A 19,289-nucleotide genomic window follows, 5' to 3' on the forward strand; every position below is an offset into this window, starting at 1 on the left:
CGCGAACGGGCCGGCCCTTCGGGGGTCCGGTCAGCTGTCCCGTCAGGGGACGAAAGAGATTTCCGGGTACTTGCCGGCAGGCCCGTCGAGCAGGGTGCTGTGCTTGTGACGCAGCTCCTGGTCGAAGAAGGCGGCGAGATAGACGCGCTGGACCTGCACCGCCCGGTCCGGGGCGATCGTGCCGTACTGCTTCTGGATCTGGTCCTGGGAGATCCCGAGCAGGCGCGCCCACTGCGGCACCAACCACTCGTTGTCGCTGAACGACAGGTGTGCCGAGCCCTTCAGCTTGATGTCGACCTTGTACCCCTTCAGATGCGACCACAGCGTGCGCCACGACGAGTCGTTGTTGCGGTTGTGGTAGCCGGAGCTGAAGAGCATGAAGGGGCGGTCCAGGTCCTTGCTCGGCGCCGTCCCGAAGAACTGGCCGTCCAGGTTGGCACCGGCTTTGATCCGCTTGTCGAGCTGCATGGCGGTGTCCACCGCCGCGCCGCCCAGCGACCAGCCGAACATCCCGATACGGGAGGTGTCCACCGACTTCGACAGCCCGGAGGGAAGCGTCGCCTTGCCGGCGTCCGGGTTGCCGCCACTGGCGATCTTGCCGAGCCCGTTGATGACGAACTTGATGTCGGCCGCACGCACCTTGAGCGTGTCGGAGGAGTGGGCGCCCGACGGCATCCTGTTGAGCTCGAGCCGGTTGGCGGGGAACTGCACCTCGTTGGCGTCGTGGGTGTGGTCCACGATGACGACGAGGTAGCCGCGGCTGGCGAGGTCCTGGGCGAGCGCGGTGCCCATCGCACGGTCCGAGTGCAGCCCGGTCGAGTACAGCAGGACGGGCAGCTTGCCGAGTGAGGTCTTCACCGGGGCGAGGACATGGCCCGCGGTCTTCGGCAGGGTCACCTGCTGCGGCGACAGCCCGCGCGTGCCGAGGAAGTGGGCGCCGGAGATCGACGGCATCCACGGCGCCTGGTAGTGCCCGGACGTGGCGGTGGCCGGGTAGAAGAGCGACACCATCAGCTCGCGCTTGCCACCCACGTAAGGATCCGTACGGGACGAGTCGACGAGGTGCAGACCGACCATGCCCACGCTGTTCGGCCCGGTCGGCGCAGGCATGGTGAGCTGGAGACCGGACCCGGCCGTGCGGGCGGACGTGAGCGCCTCAGGGTGTACGGGCTTGTGGTGCAGCGGCAGTTCGTCGTTCTCAGGCGCCCAGGGTGCCTTCGCGTCGGGCTGGCCGGCCGAGGCGGCCGCAGGCCTGTCGGACGTCTTCCCGGCGGCCGTCGCCGGTGACGTCCCCACACCCAGAGCGAGAGCCAGCACACCCGCCGAGCCGATCGTCCTGGCGATCTCTCTACGAAGATGGCGCGGGCGGCGTTGTTCCATGAAACCCCCTTGTTGGTCGGCGATCGTAGAACGCGCGATCGACTGCCGCATACGGTACCGCCACAGCGACCGGCGAACTCGCGCGCCCCGGACACCGTCACGGCCGCCGACGTCCGGGTGACGTTTGAGCAGACAGGCGCGCCGGACACTGCGGACAGTCTGTGACGACTGTGCCTGAGCCATTTCGATGTAACCGGGGGATCAGAGTGGCACCGTGCGGAGGTACATGCGCAAGCGCGCTGCCTTTGCCGTACTCACGGCCGTCGCCGGACTGGCAGGCTTCGCAGACACCTCCACCACCCGGCCGTCACGGCAGCCGGCGACTTCGTGGACGTGCAATCACCCGAACGAAAGTGTCCTCGTTCCCGGCAGGGGAGCGAGGACACTCTCGGCTGTGGCCCCCGAGGCCACCTGGTGATCTTTTTACCGAACAGCCATCCCGAGCTAAAACCTCGTCGTTAGTCTCGTCTCCAAGATCCACAGCAGACATCCCGTCCCCGTACAGCGCACCGAGGTTCTCGCATGCTCAGATCCCCCTCCGTGGCCAACGCGCGTGGACGGCACCGCAAGACCAGAACTCCCAGTCCGTCGCTCCGCCGAGCGACCCTCGTCGCGCTGACCGCCCCCGTCGCCGGGTCGATCCTGGCCGCCCCGTCGGCGTTCGCCGCGGACAAGCCCGTGGCCAAGGTCGCCGCACTCGATTCCGCCGAGCAGAAGATCGCGAAGAACCTCAACGGACGCGCTCAGGACACTCGGCTGGGCAACACGCTCAGCGGTGTCGTCATAGACGCCGGGTCCGGCAAAACCGTCTGGGGTCATCACGCGACCACCGCTCTGATGCCCGCCTCCAACACCAAACTCGGCACAGCCGCCGCCGCGTTGACGGTCCTCGGCCCCGGCCACCGGTTCACCACGCAGGTCGTCTACGGTGGCGGCACCCTCACCCTGGTCGGGGGAGGGGACCGCACACTGACCACCGCCGACCTCGCCGCGCTCGCCAAGACGGCGGCCGCGGGGCTGCGCAACGCGGGTCTCACCTCGGTGAAGGTCCGGGTCGACGACAGCCTCTTCCCCAAGCCCACGCTCGCCACGGGCTGGAACACCGGCTACTACCCGGACACCGTTGCCCCGGTGCGGGCCCTGGTGGTGGACGGCCACAAGGTCACGGACACCGCCCTGGACGCCGGACGATCCTTCGCGCAGTCACTCACGGACCAGGGCGTCACCGTCACCGGACAGGTCACCCGCGGCGCCGCCGGCACCGGAGACGTTCCCGTGGCCCGGCACCGGTCCGACCCGCTGTCCGTCATCGTGAAGCACATGCTCAAGGTGAGTGACAACGACGTCGCCGAGACACTGCTGAGGATGACCGCACTCGCCTCCGGCCATCCGGCCACCTTCGAGGGCGGCACGGCGGCCGTACGCGCGGTGCTCACCCACTACGGCGTCTCCCTGGACCACTTCGTGATCCACGACGGCAGCGGCCTCTCCCGCGCCAACCGCATCCCGGCGCGGACCCTCGCCGACATCCTCGACGTCGCCGCCGACCCGCGCCACAGCACCACCCTGAGATACCTCGTGGACGGACTGCCCGTGGCAGGTGAGGCGGGCAGCACCCTCGGACCCGAGTGGGGCCGCTTCGACACCGCTCATTCCCAGTGCGCCGTCGGCAAGGTCAAGGCCAAGACCGGCACCCTCACCGGCGCCCTCGGCCTCAGCGGACTGACGAAGGCCAAGGACGGCCGCTGGAAGGTCTTCTCCTTCATAGAAAACGGCTCCACAGCCGCTCCGGCCGCCACCAAGGACGCCCTCGACGGCCTGGCCGCCACGGTCAACGGCTGCTGGGCGTAGGGCACTGGTATCTCACCCTGCGAAATCTGTCGTGATGTATTCGGCACCGTCAGGGCTTTCGGAGATGCCCACCTCAATGACAACGGCTGACACAATGAGGTGGATCGCCGCTGGTTGCCGTGTCTCGGGCGGGAGTTGAGCGTTCGGCTCGGGCATGACCTGCTGGCGCCGCTTGCGGGACTGGACACGGCGCCCCGCTTGCCGTCCTGCTGACCGGCGGCAACCGCAACGACGTCACCCAGCTCCTGCCCCTGCTCGACGCGATCCGGCCGGTCCGTGGCCGCATCGGCCGTCCGCGTCGCAGACCCGACTCGCTCTTCGCCGACCGCGGCTACGACCACGACATCTACCGCGACCAGGCCGCAAACGCGGCATCATGCCCGCCATCGCCCGCCGCGGGACACGACATGGCACCGGCCTGGGCACCTACCGCTGGGTGATCGAAAGAAGCTTCGCCTGGCTGCACGGCTTCCGGCGCCTACGGATCCGCTGGGAACGCCTGGCCGACATCCCACGAAACGTTCCTCAAACTCGCCTGCTGCCTGATCACCCACCGACAACTCAGCTCATTATGTCAGCCGTTGTTAGCGGACCGCCTCGCGCGGAGTTGATCTGGCGGTAGCGTGATCGTCATGACGGCTGAGGGCGAGGCGCTGGTCGGCGGGATGGCGAACGCGGGGGCGGTCTTCCGCCGGGGTGCGTTGGTTGAGCGCCCGGCGCCGCGCAACGCGCGCGCTCTGCATACCTATCTCCTTGCGCTGAAGGAGCACGGCTTCGACGCGGCGCCGGCTCCTGTCGGTCTCACCGCGGATGGCCGCGAGCAGCTGACCTTCATCCCCGGCGACGTGCCTCTGCCGCCGTTCCCGGACTGGGCGATGACGAGTTCTGCCCTCGAATCGGTGGGGAGCCTGCTGCGGCGTCTGCATGACACCAGCGCGGCCGTCGCGGTCGACACCCGTGCCGAGTGGCCCCGGGACCTGGCCGACCCGGAGGGGGGAACGATGTTGTGCCACAACGATGTGTGCCCGGACAACGTCGTCTTCCGCGACGGTCGTGCCGCTGCCCTGATCGATTTCGACTTGGCGGCCCCGGGCCGTCCCCTCTGGGACATCGCCATGACCGCCCGCTATTGGGTGCCCATGCTGGATCCCGGATCCGCGGCCGCTCTCCACCCCTCCGGGCTGGATGCACCCGCACGGCTGCGGATTCTTGCCGACAGCTACGGCCTCTCGGCGGGGGACCGCGTCGAGTTGCCCGGCGTCATCGAGCAGGCCACGGAGGTTTGCCGGGCCTTCGTCGCCCGCCGCGTGGCCGACGGTGATCCCGTCTATCTCCAGGCGTTGGCCGAGCGTGGTGGATGGGAACGCTGGGACCGTATGCAGACATGGCTGGTGGACCACCGCGAGACGTTCACGGCTGCCCTGCTGAACTGATCGGACCGGACGTTCGAGGACAAAGTCACGGGGCGTTCTTGGTGCCGCGTTCCTCCTCGGTGGCCTGGAACTGGTAGGAGTCGGTGCCGGTCCGGATCAGTGTGCAGCGGAAGGCGATCCGGTCGGCGATGGCCGCGCCGATCCCGATCAGCAGGTGGCTCTTGCCCCGTGCCGCTGTCGCCGATCAGGACCGGAGGACGGCCCTCCTGGACCGGGCCGGGCTCTTCAGCTCGCCGATGATCTCGGGTGAGGCGTAGGGGTTCTTCTCGAACCGGAAGTCCTCCAGCCGCTTGGGGCGGGGAAACCGTGCGGCCCTGATCAGGCTGCTGGCGGCGAAGTTCCCGGTCATCGCGTTCGAGCTGCAACAGGTCCAGCAGGAACTGCTCGTAGGTCACTTGCTCGCGGCGGGCGATGGTGGCCACCTCGATGAACGGCTCGTGCAGGGCCGGCAACCTGAGGCCCCGGCAGAGTTCGTCGATCGCGGCGTCCTCCGGGTCGCCGGGCAGCGGTCTCCTGGTGGCCGGGACTTCGACCGCGTGCTGCTCGGCGGTGGCGGTGGGATTCATGCGCTGGTGCTCTTCTTCGGCGTCGCCGCCGTACTCGTCGTGGTGGCAACCGGCTTGAGCAGCCGGTCGTACTTGCTCGTGTCCGGCAGCCCGGGCCGCAGGTCGGCAGGCAGCCGCTCGGTATGCAGGGAGGTCACCTTCGCGCCGTCGTCGGCGGCGCCCTGACCACCACCGTCGCCATGGTCGAGCGGCTCGTCGGCCGGGTCGTCCTCCGGCTCGGCCGCTGCGCTCTTCAGGGCCTTACGGGCCTCGATGGCAACCAGGTCGGTGCTGATCGCGCCGACCCTGGGCGTCCCGGGCTGTACATGCTTAACACCGGTGCGAAAGCGGATGCGGTCCCCGGATGCGATGTATCGCACGTACGCGGCAATCGGGTCGCGCCGTGCGAAGTCGGGCACTGCGACGGTATTGAGAATGTCGCTGAATTCCATGCGCTCCAGGGGCGTGTCGATGTGTAGCGACTTGCACGCGGCCGACACCCGTTGCTGTTGCCCCAGACCCAGTTGCCGCCGAGCTTGCCGGACAGCTCGGCGCAGCCGACTCTGATGCCTGGCTCGGCGAGCACCTTCACCGCGGTGATGCCAGCGGACCCGGCGCCGATGACGCGCGCGGTAGTCGTGACCGTAGGCGGACATGGCTCATCCCTCTTGTGACAAGGGGTCAGATGGCTCGCGGTCACACATTGGATCGGACCATCGTGTCGGCCAGCCTCGAATCCGACCTGCCGCACGCACAGCCGTCCGTGCGGCGGTCAACCACCACTACCTCGCAGTCCTGCGCCCGCTCCCTGAGACGAAAACCGGCATAGCCCGGATCGGGGACGACACCGGCACCGAGGCGTCGCCGTCGTTCATGACGCTGATGCTGCCCCGCCTGGCGCTGGCGCCGCACGTACAGGGCCTGGACCCGGTTGCGGGCACGGACGGAGCCGACGTCACCCATGCCGTTGCGGCTGGGCAACGGCTCCTACGGCCCTCCTACGTCCCCCACCAGTCCCACGACCGATCCAGACACCGCCCGACCCGCCACGAAAGGAGACCCACGGCACCGGCGCCTACCGGCTAGTCCTCGTCCTGTAGCCGGCGCCAGATGCGGGTGCGGTGCAGCGCGTAGAGAGAGCTGCACAGGACGGCAACCTGCAGTCCCACGGCGATCAGCCAGAATTCGTCCCTGGTCTCCAGCTTGTCCGTCAGGAAAGTGAAGTTCATGCCGAAGAACCCGGTCAGGAACGACAGGGGCAGGAAGATCACCGACACGATGGCCAGCCGGTTGATCACCGTGTTCTGCTCACCCGCGACGAGGGATGAGTAGCTGGCGAACGCCCGACGTGAGGCGTCCTGCAGGGTCTCGATGGTCGTGAGCACCGTACGGGCCGCGTGCTGGAACTCACGGGCGAGCCGTTGCCGCTCCTCCGGGAAGTCGCGACTCATCAGCCTGCGGGTGATGACCTCGTCCACCACCTGGACATACGGGAGAAGCGAGTGGTGCAGCAGGGCCGAGCGGCGGCGCAGCTGCGCCAGCCGGTACACCTGTTCGGGGCGCCGCTGCTGGAACATGTCGTCCTCCAGCTCCTCCACCTCCAGCAGCGCCGCGACCGCGGCCCGTCGGAAGGTCGTCAGGGCCTCCTGGAGCATGAGAAAGAGGACGGCCACGGAGTCGTCGGGCTTCTCCCGCCGTAGGTCTCCCATGAGGTGCGCCGCCAGGACCGCCGGGTACCGGTGCGCGGTGACCAGGAAGCGGTCGCTCGCCACCGCGTGGACGTGGACGATCCGCTCGTCGTGGACCACCGGCACGACAAGGCCGAGGAGACCTCCGAGAAAGTCGGCACGGACGGGCTCGTCCGTACGGCCGAACCAGTCCAGCTCCTCGCCCCCCAGCCCGAGCAGCCGGGCCACCGGCTCGGTCTCCTCCGCGCCCTCCTGCGCCAGTTCGACATCGACGAGGAGGAACCGGGCGGCGTCGAGTCGGCGGCGTGCCTCCGTGACGCCCGCACGCTCGCTGGTCGCCTCCGGCATCGACACCACCGTTACGATCATCGCCCCTCACCATCAGTCCCGAAGCCGAAGCCGAAGCCGAAGCCGAAGCCGAAGCCGTAACTTTGAGCGTCCCCGCGCCGCGGAGTCCGTGCACCCGAAGCCACTCGTGCGCGTCGCGCGAAGACCTCCGAACGGATGAAGGGGGCCGGGGCGCACCCCTCACGCAGGTGCAGTTCCCCGCGTCCCCCACCGCGCGCTCATACCTCCTCTACCAGTGGCCGGGCCAAATCAAGAAGCGTCCGTTTTGCATAGCGGCATCCCTCCCAGGGGAAGAACCAGGCCATGTCCGAGACGGTCTACGGCTTACTGGGCGCGCTGGGCGGGTCACTCATCACAGCTGCCGCCGCCTACTGGGGTCCCTTGCATTTGTCGGCAGCCGCGCGAAGGGAGGCCGGCAAGACAGAAGGCAGGGCGCGCAGGGAGGCGGAGACGACGCGGATCATCCTCATGCGCACCACGACGCGCACCTGGCGTGATCTCTTGGCGCGGACCGTTCAGGATCTCGAACTCGGGCTTCTGGTGGACATCACCGCATTCGACGAAGCGGTGACCACCGCCCGCAACAGCGCGCAGTCCGCCCTTGACCACGCACTGCATGACGGCATCTGGATCCAGCAGACCGGCTACGGCTACCCCTCCGCGCCCTCTGGTCCGTTCGGCCCCGATCAGCTCCGGGTACTGTCGGCGCTTGGCCGCCTGACGAGACTGACCCGAGCGGCGGTGATCAGGAGGGAGCCGATGGACGCCGATCAGGCCGAGGTTCTGCAGGGCGCACTCAAAGCGGCTGACGAGGCGCGTGGGGAGTTGTCCGCGGCACTCCTGAACCGGCTGGAGCAGATCATGGGCGTCACTGTCATCGCGGGGCAGGCATCCGCCCCACTCCTCCCTGACGCCGTCGGCGGGGAGGACACAAGCTCCTGATCCGGAAGGCCCCACTGCACTGGCGCCTCGGGACTCCGATGTGAGCGCGGAAGCAGTGGGGGAGAAGGGTGGCCCCCGCCCGGGAGGGCACTCATGGGCAGTGGCCGTCATCACGGCGTCGGGGCCCGGACAGTGTCGATGCACCCGGTCTCGCCGGCGCGGGGCGGTTGTGGTTCACCCGACCTGCCCGTGGCCGGTGAAGAAGTTGACCAGGCTGTGCGGGGCGTTGTCGTCGAGACACATCTGGTGGATACGGGAGGCTACGGCCGCAGCCGCGGCACTGCGCGGGAACAGGGCCTCCTCGTACGCGGTGAGCGCGGCCTCGATGTCGTCCCGGTGCGCGGCGAGGGCGTTGCCGAGTTCGGCGCCGTCGTACATGGCGAGATTGGCTCCCTCGCCGGACGGGGGCATCAGGTGGGCGGCGTCGCCGAGCAGTGTCACGCCGGGCACGCGGTCCCAGCGGTGTTCGATCGGCAGGGTGTTGATCGTGCGCGGGACCGGGGCGGTCTCGCCGTCCGTGATCAGGGCGGTGAGTTCCGGGGCCCAGCCGTAGAACTCCGCGGCGACGCGAGCCCTGGCCATGCCCGCGTCGGTGAAGTCGATGGACTCTATCCACTCCTGCGGCTTGCTGATCGTCACATAGGTGTGCAGGACGCCGTCCGGCTCGCGGTGGGCGGCGATCCCCTTGCCGGGGGCGAGCGCGAAGAGCGAGCCGTCACCGACGACCCGGGAGCTGGCCGGGTGACGGGTGTCGGCGTCGAACAGATAGGTCTCGATCAAGGACGTGCCGACGTACTCGGGCTTGGCCGGGGACAGAAGTGGACGGACCCTCGACCATGCCCCGTCCGCGCCGACCAGCAGGTCGGCCGTCACGGTCGCTCCGTCCGCGAACGTCACCTCGTGCCGGCCGTCGCCGAGGGCGCGTGCCGCGGTGACCTTGCGTCCCCACCGGATCGTGCCGGCGGGCAGCGAGTCGAGCAGAATCTGCCGGAGGGCGGCGCGGGGCACCTCCGGACGACCGCCGGTACCGTCGTCGGGCTCGTCCAGCAGGACCTTTCCGTCCTTGTCGAGCACCCGTGACGCCTCGGCGCCCTTGTGGATGATGGCGAGGAACTCCTCGAACAGCCCGGCCGCCTTGAGCGCGAGTTGCCCGTCGTGCTCGTGGATGTCGAGCAGGCCGCCCTGGGTGCGAGCAGTCGGCGACGTCTCCGCTTCGTAGACCGTCGCCGCGATGCCGTGGACGTGGAGGACGCGGGCGAGTGTCAGGCCGCCGAGTCCCGCGCCGATGATCGTGACCGGAGTGGTCATGGTGCTTCCTTCCTGATCGGGGACCGCTCGGCGGACACCCTGCAGGCGGCACGCCTGGAACGCCGTTCCAGCGGATTCGAGATCCAGGGTGGAACGGCGTTCCAGGGATTGTCAAGGTGGAACGGTGTTCCAAGGTGTTTAGAATCAAGGCATGGCAACCAGGTCGCGCCGCCCCGAACGACGGCAGGAACCGCTCTCCCGGGAACGCATAGTCAACGCCGCCGTGGAACTCCTCGACACGGTGGGCGAGAGTGGGCTCACATTCCGCGCGCTGGCCGAGCGCCTCGCGACCGGCCCGGGGGCGATCTACTGGCACGTCACGGGCAAGACCGAACTCCTCGCCGCCGCCATCGACGCCGTCGTCACCACCACCGTCGCCGATGACGACACCGACACGACGCCGAAGCAAGCCATCCGCGCCCTGGCACTCGGCGTGTTCGACGCCATCGACGCCCACCCATGGGTCGGCACGTACCTCGCCCGCACACCCGGACAGCCACGGATGCTGCGGGTCTTCGAACACATCGGACGCCACGTCCAGGCGCTGCACGTGCCCGAAGCCGCTCAGTTCACCGCAGCCTCCGCGCTGATGAGCTACATCCTCGGAGTGGCGGGCCAGAACGCCGCCCACACCAGAGCGGTTCAGCCGGGCACGGACCGGGCCGAGTTCCTGGACGCCGTGGCGACCAGGTGGGAAGAACTCGACCCCGACCAGTACCCGTTCACCCGAAGCGTCGCAGGCCAACTGCGCGAGCACGACGACCGAGATGAGTTCCTCGCCGGCATCGACCTCATCCTCACCGGAATCACCGCCCGCTGGTAGCCGACCGGCCGACCACTGGAGCCAATCCGTGCCACGCAGGAGAGGAGTACGCCCCGTCACGAGGGAGCCACTGCTGTGTGCCCCGGCGGGCAATCACGGGCTGGATGCCTCGCGCCCACAGGTGGCGGCGGTAGCAGTCGTGGCCGTAGCTGCGGTCAGCCAGGATCTGAGTCGGCCGCCGCCGTGGTCGGCCCCGTCGGCCTCGGATCGGCGCGATGGCCATCAGCAACGGCATGGGCTGGGCGATGTCGTTACGGCTTCCCCGGGTGGCTCACGGCGAGCGGGCCGCCGGTCGCATCGCAGATCACGTGGTGCCTGGAGCCCGGCCGGCCCGGTCGACGGGACTCCGGCCTGTTCTGGGCCAGGGGAAGAGCAGGCATGCCCAGGTCACGGACGGCCGGTACGTTCCCCTCGCAAAGCACACCACCGATCAGTACGCGCTTCGCCGTCCGCACCAAGGAGACGTCCGGGCTGAGACTTCTCCGCGGCCGAGGGCGGGCCGCCCCTTCGAGGTTCTCTCCTTCGTGTGCTCTGCTGTGCCACCTACGCGAACGTGCCCGACCGACGCAGCCCCGAGCATGGGGCCCGGGGGCTTCGCGAGTATGGCCGATCCGCACCGGCTCCGGGCTTTCAACGTCCGCTTTCCGCACGGCGCTTGACCGCTTTCCGACACCAGCCACTAACCTGTCCTCGATCCGCGACCATCCCTGCCTGGTCGCGGATCATTGCGGGGAGCGGGCAGGGACCATCGGTCGCCGGGGGGACGCATGGCCGAGGAGAAGCAGCAAGACCACGGCGAGGCGGACGTCGCGGGGCTGCGGGCCTGGGCTGCCGTCGCAGTTCGCCAGGCACATGAGCTGTGGCCCCACGTGCAGAAGAACCCGCAGTTGGCCGCGTCGCGGTGGGTGACCGAGCATCTGGCCACCGTCGAGAGGCTGTTACCGGCGGAGGATCCGGCCCGGGCGGCTGTCGTGCCCTGGCTCGGGCTGCTGATGCGGGCGCGGCTCAAGGGCCGACCGGACGCCGATCCGCGGGAGCGGGAGGCCGTCCTGAGCCATCTGCGGTGGACCGACCGCGCCAGGCCGCTGAGCGACCGGCTCGCCATGCAGGCTCGGAGCAGCCTGGCCGATCTGCTCATCCCGCCCGGCATTCCTGCGGAGGCACGCGACGGCTCATGGCCGACGCCCCTGGTCGAATCCCTACGGGAGCAGCTGACCGAGGCCCTGAACGTTCTCGCCCGTATCGTCGCCGGGGACCTGACGATGAGGGAGAGTGTGCTGGCCGTCATGGAGCAGGTCGCGACCATGCTCTCCTCGCTCCCCGGCCCGCCCGGGGAGGAAGGAGTGCCGTCTCTGCCCCAGGAGGGCGACGATGGTGAGGAGGCGGCGGGGCCGGTCGGTGGAGGGCCCGTGGAGGAGGCGCCGGCCGACGCCGTCCAGGGGCTGGTGGACTGGGCGCGCCAGGACGCGGTGCGTTTCGCACGCCTCCTGGAGTGGCTGTGCGTCACCCTGAACGATCCCCGTGTCCCCCTGGCGGACGCCGGCCGGGAACTGGAGGATCTGGGCCTGGACCAGCCGCGGTTCGCGCCGCTGTACGAGCTGCTCACCGCGCTCAGATCGGGCGGCCACGATCCCCGTCTGCTCGCCGAACGCCTCCGCAGCGCCGCGCAGGCACTGAGGGAGGCGCTGCTCGCCTTGCCGGCGGACGCACCCGAGCGGATCCGCGTCGCCAAGTTCCACGCGGCCCTGCTGGTGGCGGGAAACCTCCGGATGCCCCAGACGCTGGACTTCGGCGAGGTGGACGCGGCCATGATCCGGCCGGACCCCGACCCCGCGGCGCGTTCGGTCTGGCGGCGAGAGCTGAGCCTGGAACTGATCCTGTCCACCTCGATCGACAACCTATGGGTGTCGAACGGCGAGATCGCGCGCGTGGAGCGCAGCGCGGCTTGGCTCCGGGAGTGGATCGACGCCCTCCCTGCGGACGGGGCGAATGTCGCGACCGCCCGGCGGTTCCTGACCGCTCTCCTCGCCTATCGCATCGGCACCGCCGCCACACTCGGAGGCAGCCTCCAGGACGGAGCTGCCGCCCAGTCGATGGCCAAGGAGCTGTCCGCCACGGACGAACGCGACGAAGTCCAGGCGCTGTTCAGCCTCTGGGCCGGATTCCAACTGGCCCGCCGCAGCCGGGACCAGGCCGCGCTGGCCCACGCGACAGAGGACCTGATCCAGACGCTCAGCGACCGGTACGCCTCGCCCACACCCGACGCGGGCGCACGCTTCGTCATCGTCGGTACGCTGGGCCTGGCCCACGGCGAACGTGCCGGCCGCACCGGAGACCAGGCCGACCTCCGAGCCGCCGCCCGGTACCTGCGGGAGGCGGTGGAGATCGATCCGGCCACGGTCCCGCCGTTGTACGCACCGTTCTTCCCCACGGTGCGGGCCCAGCTGATGACCGAACTGGCCAGGGCCGACCCTCGTCGGGAGGTCATCGACCGCGCCGTCGCCGAGGTCCATCGAGTGATCGAAACGTCGCGGACGTCGCCCTGGGACGAAGCCCGGCTGCGGCTCGCCCTCGGCCAGGCCATGCTCCGCGCGACCACCCACCGCAGTGACCTCAGCCTGCTGGACCCGTGCATCGCCGAGCTGAGCCGGGTCCGCGTCCTGGCCGCCGAAGGCCAGGGCCTGCCGTTGAGCGTGGAGGTCCTGACGGAGCTGTCCACGGCCTATTGGATGAGCGCGGTGACCGGTGGCGGGCGCGCGAGTGAGGACTGGAAGGCGAGCCTGGACACGCGCCGTGAGGCACTGGAACTGATGGCCGCCGATGTCCTGCTTCAACTCGGCGCCGAGCACGCCCTGTCGGTGGCCCGGGCCACGACCGGCCACGTGCTGTGGCTGGCCCTGCGATGCGCCGAGGAGCTCCGCCCCGCCGAGGCCGTCGAGGCGCTGGAGCTGGGCCGGGCCCTGGTGCTCCAGACGGCCGCGGCCGCACACGGCGTGCCCCGGCTGCTGGCGGACCGGGGTCACTCCGACCTGGCCGAGCGGTGGCGGGCACAGGCACCGCAGCACCCACTCCAGCAGGGGCCGCGCGAGGGGGACCCGGTGGACGGGGACGCGGGCGAGGCGCATCCGGTCGAGGGGGATCCGCTCCGGTCGAGGACAGCGGCCGTGGTGGCCCTGGCCCCCGGAGGTGAGCTACCGAGCAGCCTGCGACGCAAGGCGCTCGCCGCACTGGGGTTGGGAAACGGCACCGGCGCACGGGAGTTGCTCGGCACTCCCGACGCCGCCACACTGACCGCCGCCCTGGCCGCCTCGGGAGCCGACGCGCTGGTCTACCTGGTCCCCGGAGAGGGCTTTCGCCCGCACATCCCAGGATGCGCGCTGATCCTGCGCCCGGGCGGCGCCCAACCGGCCGTACTCGCCCTGCCGCTGCTGCTCTCACCCGGCAGTCACCAGCTGGAGCGGTACCTCGCCGCAGCCGCCGACCGTTCCCGTAAGGCGGCCGACCCGGACGCGTCGCGCGTGTCGCGGGAGGCCGCCGAGACGGAATGGCAGGCGGCGCTGAGCGAGCTGTGCGACTGGGCCTGGCCCGCTGCCGTAGGGCCGGTCCTCGACTCCCTGGAACCTCTCGGCCGGCCGCCGAGGGTCGTGCTGGTCCCGTGCGGGCCCCTCGGCGCCGTCCCCTGGCACGCGGCGCGCAAGCACATCCCGCTGGGGGGATACCGGTACGCCTGCCAGGACGCGGTGTTCAGCTACGCCCCGTCCGGCGCGCAGTTCCTGCGGGCCGCCGCCCGCGACCGGCTGCCCGCCACCGGGCACCGGGTGCTGGTCACCGACCCACAGCTCAGCCTGGTGTGGGCCGAGATCGAGACGGAGGCGCTGCGCTCGGCCTGCTACCCGGACGCCCGGCGCTATGGCGAGTTCGTGGCGGCCGAGGGCGTGCCGGACGCGCCGGGCAGCCGCGACGACCTCCTGGCCGTGCTGCCGGGCGGTGGCCGGCAGGCGGCGGTCGTGCACGTGGCCTGCCACGGCGTGGCCGGCCCGAGTCCTACGCGATCGGCGCTGTCGCTGGCCGACGGCGAACTGACCGTCGCCCGGATCCTGGACCACGCCGCGGCGCCCGGCCCGGGCGGCCCGCTGGTCGTGCTCAGCGCCTGCGAGACCGACCTGAGCACGGGCGACCACGACGAGGCACTGACCCTCTCCACCGCCCTGGTCGCCCGGGGTGCGGCCGACGTGGTCGGTTCCCGCTGGGCCGTCAACGACAGCGCGACCGCGTTGATGATGGCAGTCTTCCACCACTTCCTGGCCGGCGAGGACCTCGCTCCCGCCGACGCGCTGCGCGCCGCCCAGCTCTGGATGCTCGACCCGGACCGCCAGCCCCCGCCCGGCCTGGGCGACCCGCTGCACCGCGAGGCCGCCCGCACCGACCTGCACGAGATCCACCTGTGGGCCGCCTTCACCCACCAGGGCAACCCAGCGGCCTACTGAGCCCCGCTCGACGCCGGACGGCGCCTACGGATGCGCGGGAGACCGTCCGCTCGAAGTCCCTGAGTCGGCCTGTCGGCTCTTCGATGCGCAACGGGAGAGAGCCCGGATCCGGACAATGTCTGGTGTCCGGTGGGCTGGTGTGGTGTGTTGCGGAGAGGGCAGGATTCGAACCTGCGTGGACCCACATGGGATCCGACTTCGGGCTGTCGCCCTGGTCCCCGATAAGCCGCTCCGGGCACCTCTCCCTGCTCACGGCCCTTGCGGTGTCCCGCGGTGCCGTTCACGTGTTTTATGGTGGCAGAGCGCTCTGACGCGATTCTGACGCGGCTCTGACGTGCTCCTGAAGGGCGGGCCGCTTCCATGTCCGCGGCTATGCCCGCGGACTCGTATGTAGAAGCCGTTCACTCCTCCAGCGCCCGAGGTTCCTCGGACCGGAGGCGGCCGCCGTCGTGGAGTTGGCGGTGCCTGCGCCAGACGTCCATGAGCGGGCAACGCCGCTTGTCGGACATGGGGAGCGGGTCACCGTCACCCACGCGGCGGAAGGCGCGGGACGGCTTGTTGGGCGGTCCGGGGGGCCGGGAGCCCCACGGTCTCCAGGGCGTCTAACGCGTTGAGCCAGAGATGACATGAGGGGATGGTGTGGGTGAGATCGCCCGGTGCCCGGCGACGGGTGATCCGTGCACAGTCACGCGCGTGCCGCACCAACGCAGCCCGTTGTCTGCGCGAACGTGGTGCCATGGTGATGTGGATCCGCACGTATGACGAGGCCCTGGACCTGTGGCAGTACTTCGAAGGTGATGAGGAGGGATGGGTCCTTCGGCAAGTGGACTTGCGAGCCGACGACGGCACCCCAGTGACCGCTGCCTCTCTGGAGGAGGTTCTCCGATATCAGGAGCGTGCGGACGCCGCCACGATGGGCCGATACAAGCAGCGGTACGGCCTCGTCGCCGAGGGAAGGCTCACCGGATGGGAGGACGCACCGCGCGCCGGCACGATCTCCGCCGAGGAGTTCGAGAGCGTATGGCTGGAGGCCCGGCGGACTCTGGGTGCCACCGCACCGCCCCCGGACAAGTGACGGGGGCTCCCGGTTCCGTGGCGGCCATGACGCCTGCCCTGCAGCAGCCGGGGCCTGCGCTTCGCCGTACGGATCCGCCCGGTGGCCACGAGCCAACCTGGAACAGGTCCAGAGCCTCATCGATCGCCTCCACCTCCAGGAGCCGCTTCACCGCGGTGAGCACCGCCATACGCCTCGGCTCAGCGGTCCGCTCCAGCAGCGGTGCCTTCGGCCCGGGCGCACACCCGGGCCAGCCTCGCCAACTGGTCGGCAAGCACTGCGAAAGCCGCGGCCCCCGAGCCCAACCGCTCCAGCTCCGAGTGCTCCAACCCCGCGCCCGCGGCCGCCGACTCCGTTGCTGATGGGGTAGTGGGAACGACGCAGCTTCTGGGGCCCGACGGAGCTTCCGAGGCGTCACCAAGGTGTCAGAGCATGAGCAGCAGCCGTGTGTTCGCCACGAGCTTCCGGTTCACGCTGGTGCTCTGCACGAAGATCGTGAAGTCGTCGTTGTGGTCCGGCTTGACGCGGACTTCTACGTCCGGCAGCCCGAGCAGGGCTCGCGCCTCGGGCCCCGTGTAGACCCGGTCCGTCTTCTTCTCCAGCACCGCAATCTGCTTCCGCGCCTGGATCTTCTCCGACTTGCTCAGCTGGTAGAACGCGCCACCTGTACGGTACGTGTGCCCGCTTTCGATGACCCAGTCCCGTATCGCCGCGTCACGAGAAACCGGGATCAGCTGGTACTGCGACGGATCCGCCGGGGGAGGCCGGCTGCCTTGATGGTGTCCTCGTTGACCGCCTCCGCACCCGTGGAGAACACCGCCCGCGATCCCCGGATGCCCTGGGTGCGGCCCACCATGAACTTCTCGGTGGCCTGCTGGATGACCTGCCCGGCCTCCTCCAGACCCTGTGTGCTCGTGGCGTCCCAGATGGCGATGTTGTCCTTCGGGAAACCGCACTGCATGGCCTCGCGCTTGCCCATCTGGTCCGGCACGAGGACAGCCAGCGTCCAGTTGACCTCCTGCGTCTCGATCATCCCGGCCACGGCCTCGACCAGTTCGCGAGGATCCTTGGAAGGGGCATCCGGGCAGCGATGACTCGCGTTCTCCTGCCCGTCAGTGAGCACGAACGTCAGGAAGCTGTGGTCACCGTACAGTTGAGCGGTCAGCGCCAGCTCCCGCTGCGACTTCAGTGCGGCCGCCAGCAGAGCCGTCATCCCGCCGACCCGATACAGCTGCTTCAGCGAAGGCATCCGCAGCACGTCCTTGTCGTAGATGACGCACTCCACCTTGTCGGCGAAGACATACACCGTGACGCGGGTTTCCTGGTCCAGCTCCCTCGACCGGCGGGCAAGATAGGCGATCTGCTGGTCGGCGACTTCGACGACCTTGCGGCTCAGGTGCGACATGGACGAACTGGCATCCAGGACAAGGGCGACGTGATTGATGTAGTTCTGGCTTCCGGACATGACAGCTCCCCCTCATTCCGACTCGATGCTTCTACGTTCTCACCCACCACTGACAATCGATCTTGGTTCCCGGTCTGGAGCCCACCTGACCAGGGGCGCAGCCGTGACGCAGCACGTGACCCCGGGCACTGTCACAGCCCGGTGCCGCTCTGCGCACTAGTGTGTCTGGCACGTTCATTGGCCAGTCGGTCATGGCCCATGCGCATGCCATGCCGGGTTCCGCGCTACGTAGACGGGTCCGGAGTCTGCGGCGGGATGGGAAGCGTCCGTCCCAGGTGGGCGAGTGGGGACCGGGCCATCAGGGCAGGCGACAGCAGCATGCCTGCGGCTGTTAGCAGGAGGCTGGTGCGCGTTCCCCACACTTCCGTGAGGAAGCCGCCGAGCAGCGAGCCGAGCGGGGTCAGCCCCATGCCGACAAAGTTGATCGTCGCGGCCACGCGGCCTTGCACGCCGTCCGGAGTCACGATCTGCCGGACGGCCATGACCGTGACGTTCACCAGCTGGCTGAAGGTCCCGAAGACGAAGTTGACCGTGAGGAGCGCGGGAACCGTCACCGCGGAGGAGCCGTGCAGCGCGGGCACAAAGAGGAACACGCCGTCGCCGAGTGCAGTCGCGGACACGACCACAGCGCCATATCCGAAGCGGCTCGGTAGGCGGGCGGCCAGCAGCGACCCCAGGAGCGCCCCCGGCCCCGTCGCCGCGAGTGCCAGCCCGACGGCGGTGCCCGACAGATGCAGGTCCCGTGGCAGGAACAGCAGATAGACGGTCATCACAGCCGCGAAGAAGAACTGGAAGGCGGCTGATGCGAGACACACGGTCCGCAGCGAGGTGTCGCCGGCGACAAAGCGGAGGCCCTCATGGATCCGCCGGCAGACCTGAAGAGGGGGTTCCGAGCCTTCCGGGATCGACTCACGGCGACCGATCCGCCGTATCGACAGGAACGACAGCGCGAAGAACACTGCGCTGAAGGCGGCAGCGATCGGCGCCGACAGCACAGAAACCAACGTACCGCCAAGGGCAGGACCACCGATCTGCGCAGCGGACCGACTGCTCTCGAGCGCGCTGTTGCCCCGCATCAACTGATCGCGCTTCACCAGTCGTACCAACGACGCCTGGTATGCCACGTCGAAGAACACGGACAAAGCTCCTACGGCGAAGGCGACCACGAGCAGCGCGGGCAGGCCGAGCCCACCGAGGAGGCCGGCCACGGCGGCGGCGCCCAGTACCAGAGCTCGACCGGCGTCCGTCAGCACCATCAGCGTGCGGGCCCGCCATCTGTCCACCCACGCGCCGGCGAAGAGCGACAGCAGCAGGATCGGCGCCTGCCCCACCGCGCGCAGGGCGCCCAGCTGGCCGGCACCTGCGTTGAGTGTCAGGACCGCGAAGAGCGGCAGAACCACCAGGCTTGCATGTTCGCCCAGTTGGGAGGCCGTCTGGCCCACCCAGAGACTGCGGAAGTCGCCGTCCCGCCACAGACTTGACGGAACAGGTCGACCGGAATCGGATACAGCGGAAGAGGAGGACGGCACAGGGACCCCTCGGATGACCGAAGACGAGACCTGCCGACCGGTGCACGGCGGGTGCACCGACCATTTCAGGCAGCGGGAAGGGAAGGCTCGCTGTGCCGCGCATCAATGGCAGCACGCGATGACAGGCCGCTCACGGCCTCAAAAGTCAACGCGTGCTCGGACGACCGACCATGTCTTCGCTCCTCGTGAGTCACTCGCTGCGCCGAAGACTAGCTCCCGCTCGGCAGGGCGCGAAAGGCGATCAGGGGTCAGGCAGACGGCGGGAGGAGTCCGGCTGCACGCACCGGTCACGAGGGTGGGCGACTCAACCGGCCGCTCGGGCCCTGGGAGCCGCATGTCGACCGCAGCGCCCGGGACTGGCACCGCCTTGGGTGCAGGGCTGTTCTGCCAAGGGGAGCCCTCTATATGCGGGTGGAGAACCTTGAAGAGGTTCTGC

At 69.5% G+C, this 19,289-nt stretch carries 12 protein-coding genes, 1 tRNA gene and 3 pseudogenes; 7 read left to right on the forward strand and 9 right to left on the reverse strand.

The genetic code is table 11. From position 1 onward, the window contains the following. Positions 1–42 precede the first annotated feature (42 nt). The gene (locus ABZ937_RS08600; protein WP_361687580.1) at positions 43–1,380 is read right to left on the reverse strand and encodes a hydrolase; all 1,338 of its coding nucleotides are present in this window, start codon (positions 1,378–1,380) and stop codon (positions 43–45) included. A gap of 522 nt (positions 1,381–1,902) precedes the next feature. Between ABZ937_RS08600 and dacB the strand changes: the two genes are divergently transcribed. The 3 genes and pseudogenes from dacB to ABZ937_RS08615 all read left to right on the forward strand — a co-directional run bounded on the left by dacB (position 1,903) and on the right by ABZ937_RS08615 (position 4,664). Further along, positions 1,903–3,231: a D-alanyl-D-alanine carboxypeptidase/D-alanyl-D-alanine-endopeptidase gene (dacB, locus tag ABZ937_RS08605; RefSeq protein WP_361687583.1), complete on the forward strand. Its 1,329-nt coding sequence runs from the start codon at positions 1,903–1,905 to the stop codon at positions 3,229–3,231. Between the two features lie 194 nt (positions 3,232–3,425). Beyond that, positions 3,426–3,842, forward strand: a pseudogene (locus ABZ937_RS08610) (IS5 family transposase); the annotation flags it as partial. A 21-nt stretch (positions 3,843–3,863) separates the two neighbouring features. Then, positions 3,864–4,664 carry a phosphotransferase gene (locus ABZ937_RS08615; protein ID WP_361687586.1) on the forward strand — a complete coding sequence of 267 codons (801 nt, stop codon included), beginning with the start codon at positions 3,864–3,866 and terminating at the stop codon, positions 4,662–4,664. Between the two features lie 184 nt (positions 4,665–4,848). Here ABZ937_RS08615 and ABZ937_RS08620 read toward each other — a convergent pair whose 3' ends face one another. The 3 genes from ABZ937_RS08620 to ABZ937_RS08630 all read right to left on the reverse strand — a co-directional run bounded on the left by ABZ937_RS08620 (position 4,849) and on the right by ABZ937_RS08630 (position 7,266). Next, complete coding sequence (locus tag ABZ937_RS08620) at positions 4,849–5,013, reverse strand: hypothetical protein (protein WP_361687589.1); 165 nt, start codon at positions 5,011–5,013, stop codon at positions 4,849–4,851. 213 nt (positions 5,014–5,226) lie between these two features. Beyond that, positions 5,227–5,865 carry a hypothetical protein gene (locus ABZ937_RS08625; RefSeq protein ID WP_361687592.1) on the reverse strand — a complete coding sequence of 213 codons (639 nt, stop codon included), beginning with the start codon at positions 5,863–5,865 and terminating at the stop codon, positions 5,227–5,229. A 426-nt stretch (positions 5,866–6,291) separates the two neighbouring features. After that, the gene (locus ABZ937_RS08630) at positions 6,292–7,266 is read right to left on the reverse strand and encodes a CorA family divalent cation transporter (RefSeq protein WP_361687595.1); all 975 of its coding nucleotides are present in this window, start codon (positions 7,264–7,266) and stop codon (positions 6,292–6,294) included. 282 nt (positions 7,267–7,548) lie between these two features. Between ABZ937_RS08630 and ABZ937_RS08635 the strand changes: the two genes are divergently transcribed. Continuing rightward, positions 7,549–8,187 carry a hypothetical protein gene (locus ABZ937_RS08635; RefSeq protein WP_361687598.1) on the forward strand — a complete coding sequence of 213 codons (639 nt, stop codon included), beginning with the start codon at positions 7,549–7,551 and terminating at the stop codon, positions 8,185–8,187. Between the two features lie 174 nt (positions 8,188–8,361). Here ABZ937_RS08635 and ABZ937_RS08640 read toward each other — a convergent pair whose 3' ends face one another. Next, positions 8,362–9,495, reverse strand: coding sequence for an NAD(P)/FAD-dependent oxidoreductase (locus ABZ937_RS08640; RefSeq protein WP_361687601.1), 1,134 nt, complete (start codon positions 9,493–9,495; stop codon positions 8,362–8,364). 151 nt (positions 9,496–9,646) lie between these two features. Between ABZ937_RS08640 and ABZ937_RS08645 the strand changes: the two genes are divergently transcribed. Continuing rightward, positions 9,647–10,318, forward strand: a complete 672-nt coding sequence (locus tag ABZ937_RS08645; protein ID WP_361687604.1) for a TetR family transcriptional regulator — start codon at positions 9,647–9,649, stop codon at positions 10,316–10,318. Between the two features lie 79 nt (positions 10,319–10,397). Here ABZ937_RS08645 and ABZ937_RS08650 read toward each other — a convergent pair. Then, positions 10,398–10,650: pseudogene (locus tag ABZ937_RS08650) on the reverse strand (transposase); the annotation flags it as partial. Positions 10,651–11,085: 435 nt separating this feature from the next. Between ABZ937_RS08650 and ABZ937_RS08655 the strand changes: the two are divergent. Next, entirely contained in the window at positions 11,086–14,805 is a 3,720-nt protein-coding gene (locus tag ABZ937_RS08655; RefSeq protein WP_361687607.1) for a CHAT domain-containing protein, read from the forward strand. Between the two features lie 150 nt (positions 14,806–14,955). Here ABZ937_RS08655 and ABZ937_RS08660 read toward each other — a convergent pair. Next, positions 14,956–15,050, reverse strand: a tRNA-Arg gene (locus tag ABZ937_RS08660). Positions 15,051–15,541: 491 nt separating this feature from the next. Here ABZ937_RS08660 and ABZ937_RS08665 point away from each other — a divergent pair. Further along, positions 15,542–15,880, forward strand: a complete 339-nt coding sequence (locus ABZ937_RS08665) for a hypothetical protein (protein WP_361687610.1) — start codon at positions 15,542–15,544, stop codon at positions 15,878–15,880. A gap of 404 nt (positions 15,881–16,284) precedes the next feature. On the opposite strand, the pseudogene ABZ937_RS08670 reads toward ABZ937_RS08665, so the two are convergent. Further along, a pseudogene (locus ABZ937_RS08670) lies at positions 16,285–17,324 on the reverse strand (vWA domain-containing protein). 224 nt (positions 17,325–17,548) lie between these two features. Beyond that, positions 17,549–18,853: an MFS transporter gene (locus ABZ937_RS08675; protein ID WP_361687613.1), complete on the reverse strand. Its 1,305-nt coding sequence runs from the start codon at positions 18,851–18,853 to the stop codon at positions 17,549–17,551. Positions 18,854–19,289: the final 436 nt, after the last annotated feature.

Origin of the sequence: Streptomyces sp. NPDC046727 (genome assembly GCF_040645635.1) — a bacterium.
Lineage (GTDB): Bacteria > Actinomycetota > Actinomycetes > Streptomycetales > Streptomycetaceae > Streptomyces.

What these genes read in the sequence shown, in the direction of transcription:
- ABZ937_RS08665 (WP_361687610.1), top strand. Translation starts at nt 15,542, where the DNA reads ATGGTGATGTGGATCCGCACGTATGACGAGGCCCTGGACCTGTGGCAG.
- ABZ937_RS08630 (WP_361687595.1), bottom strand. Translation starts at nt 7,266, where the DNA reads ATGATCGTAACGGTGGTGTCGATGCCGGAGGCGACCAGCGAGCGTGCG.
- ABZ937_RS08655 (WP_361687607.1), top strand. Translation starts at nt 11,086, where the DNA reads ATGGCCGAGGAGAAGCAGCAAGACCACGGCGAGGCGGACGTCGCGGGG.
- ABZ937_RS08625 (WP_361687592.1), bottom strand. Translation starts at nt 5,865, where the DNA reads ATGTCCGCCTACGGTCACGACTACCGCGCGCGTCATCGGCGCCGGGTC.
- dacB (WP_361687583.1), top strand. Translation starts at nt 1,903, where the DNA reads ATGCTCAGATCCCCCTCCGTGGCCAACGCGCGTGGACGGCACCGCAAG.
- ABZ937_RS08645 (WP_361687604.1), top strand. Translation starts at nt 9,647, where the DNA reads ATGGCAACCAGGTCGCGCCGCCCCGAACGACGGCAGGAACCGCTCTCC.
- ABZ937_RS08615 (WP_361687586.1), top strand. Translation starts at nt 3,864, where the DNA reads ATGACGGCTGAGGGCGAGGCGCTGGTCGGCGGGATGGCGAACGCGGGG.
- ABZ937_RS08640 (WP_361687601.1), bottom strand. Translation starts at nt 9,495, where the DNA reads ATGACCACTCCGGTCACGATCATCGGCGCGGGACTCGGCGGCCTGACA.
- ABZ937_RS08620 (WP_361687589.1), bottom strand. Translation starts at nt 5,013, where the DNA reads ATGACCGGGAACTTCGCCGCCAGCAGCCTGATCAGGGCCGCACGGTTT.
- ABZ937_RS08635 (WP_361687598.1), top strand. Translation starts at nt 7,549, where the DNA reads ATGTCCGAGACGGTCTACGGCTTACTGGGCGCGCTGGGCGGGTCACTC.
- ABZ937_RS08600 (WP_361687580.1), bottom strand. Translation starts at nt 1,380, where the DNA reads ATGGAACAACGCCGCCCGCGCCATCTTCGTAGAGAGATCGCCAGGACG.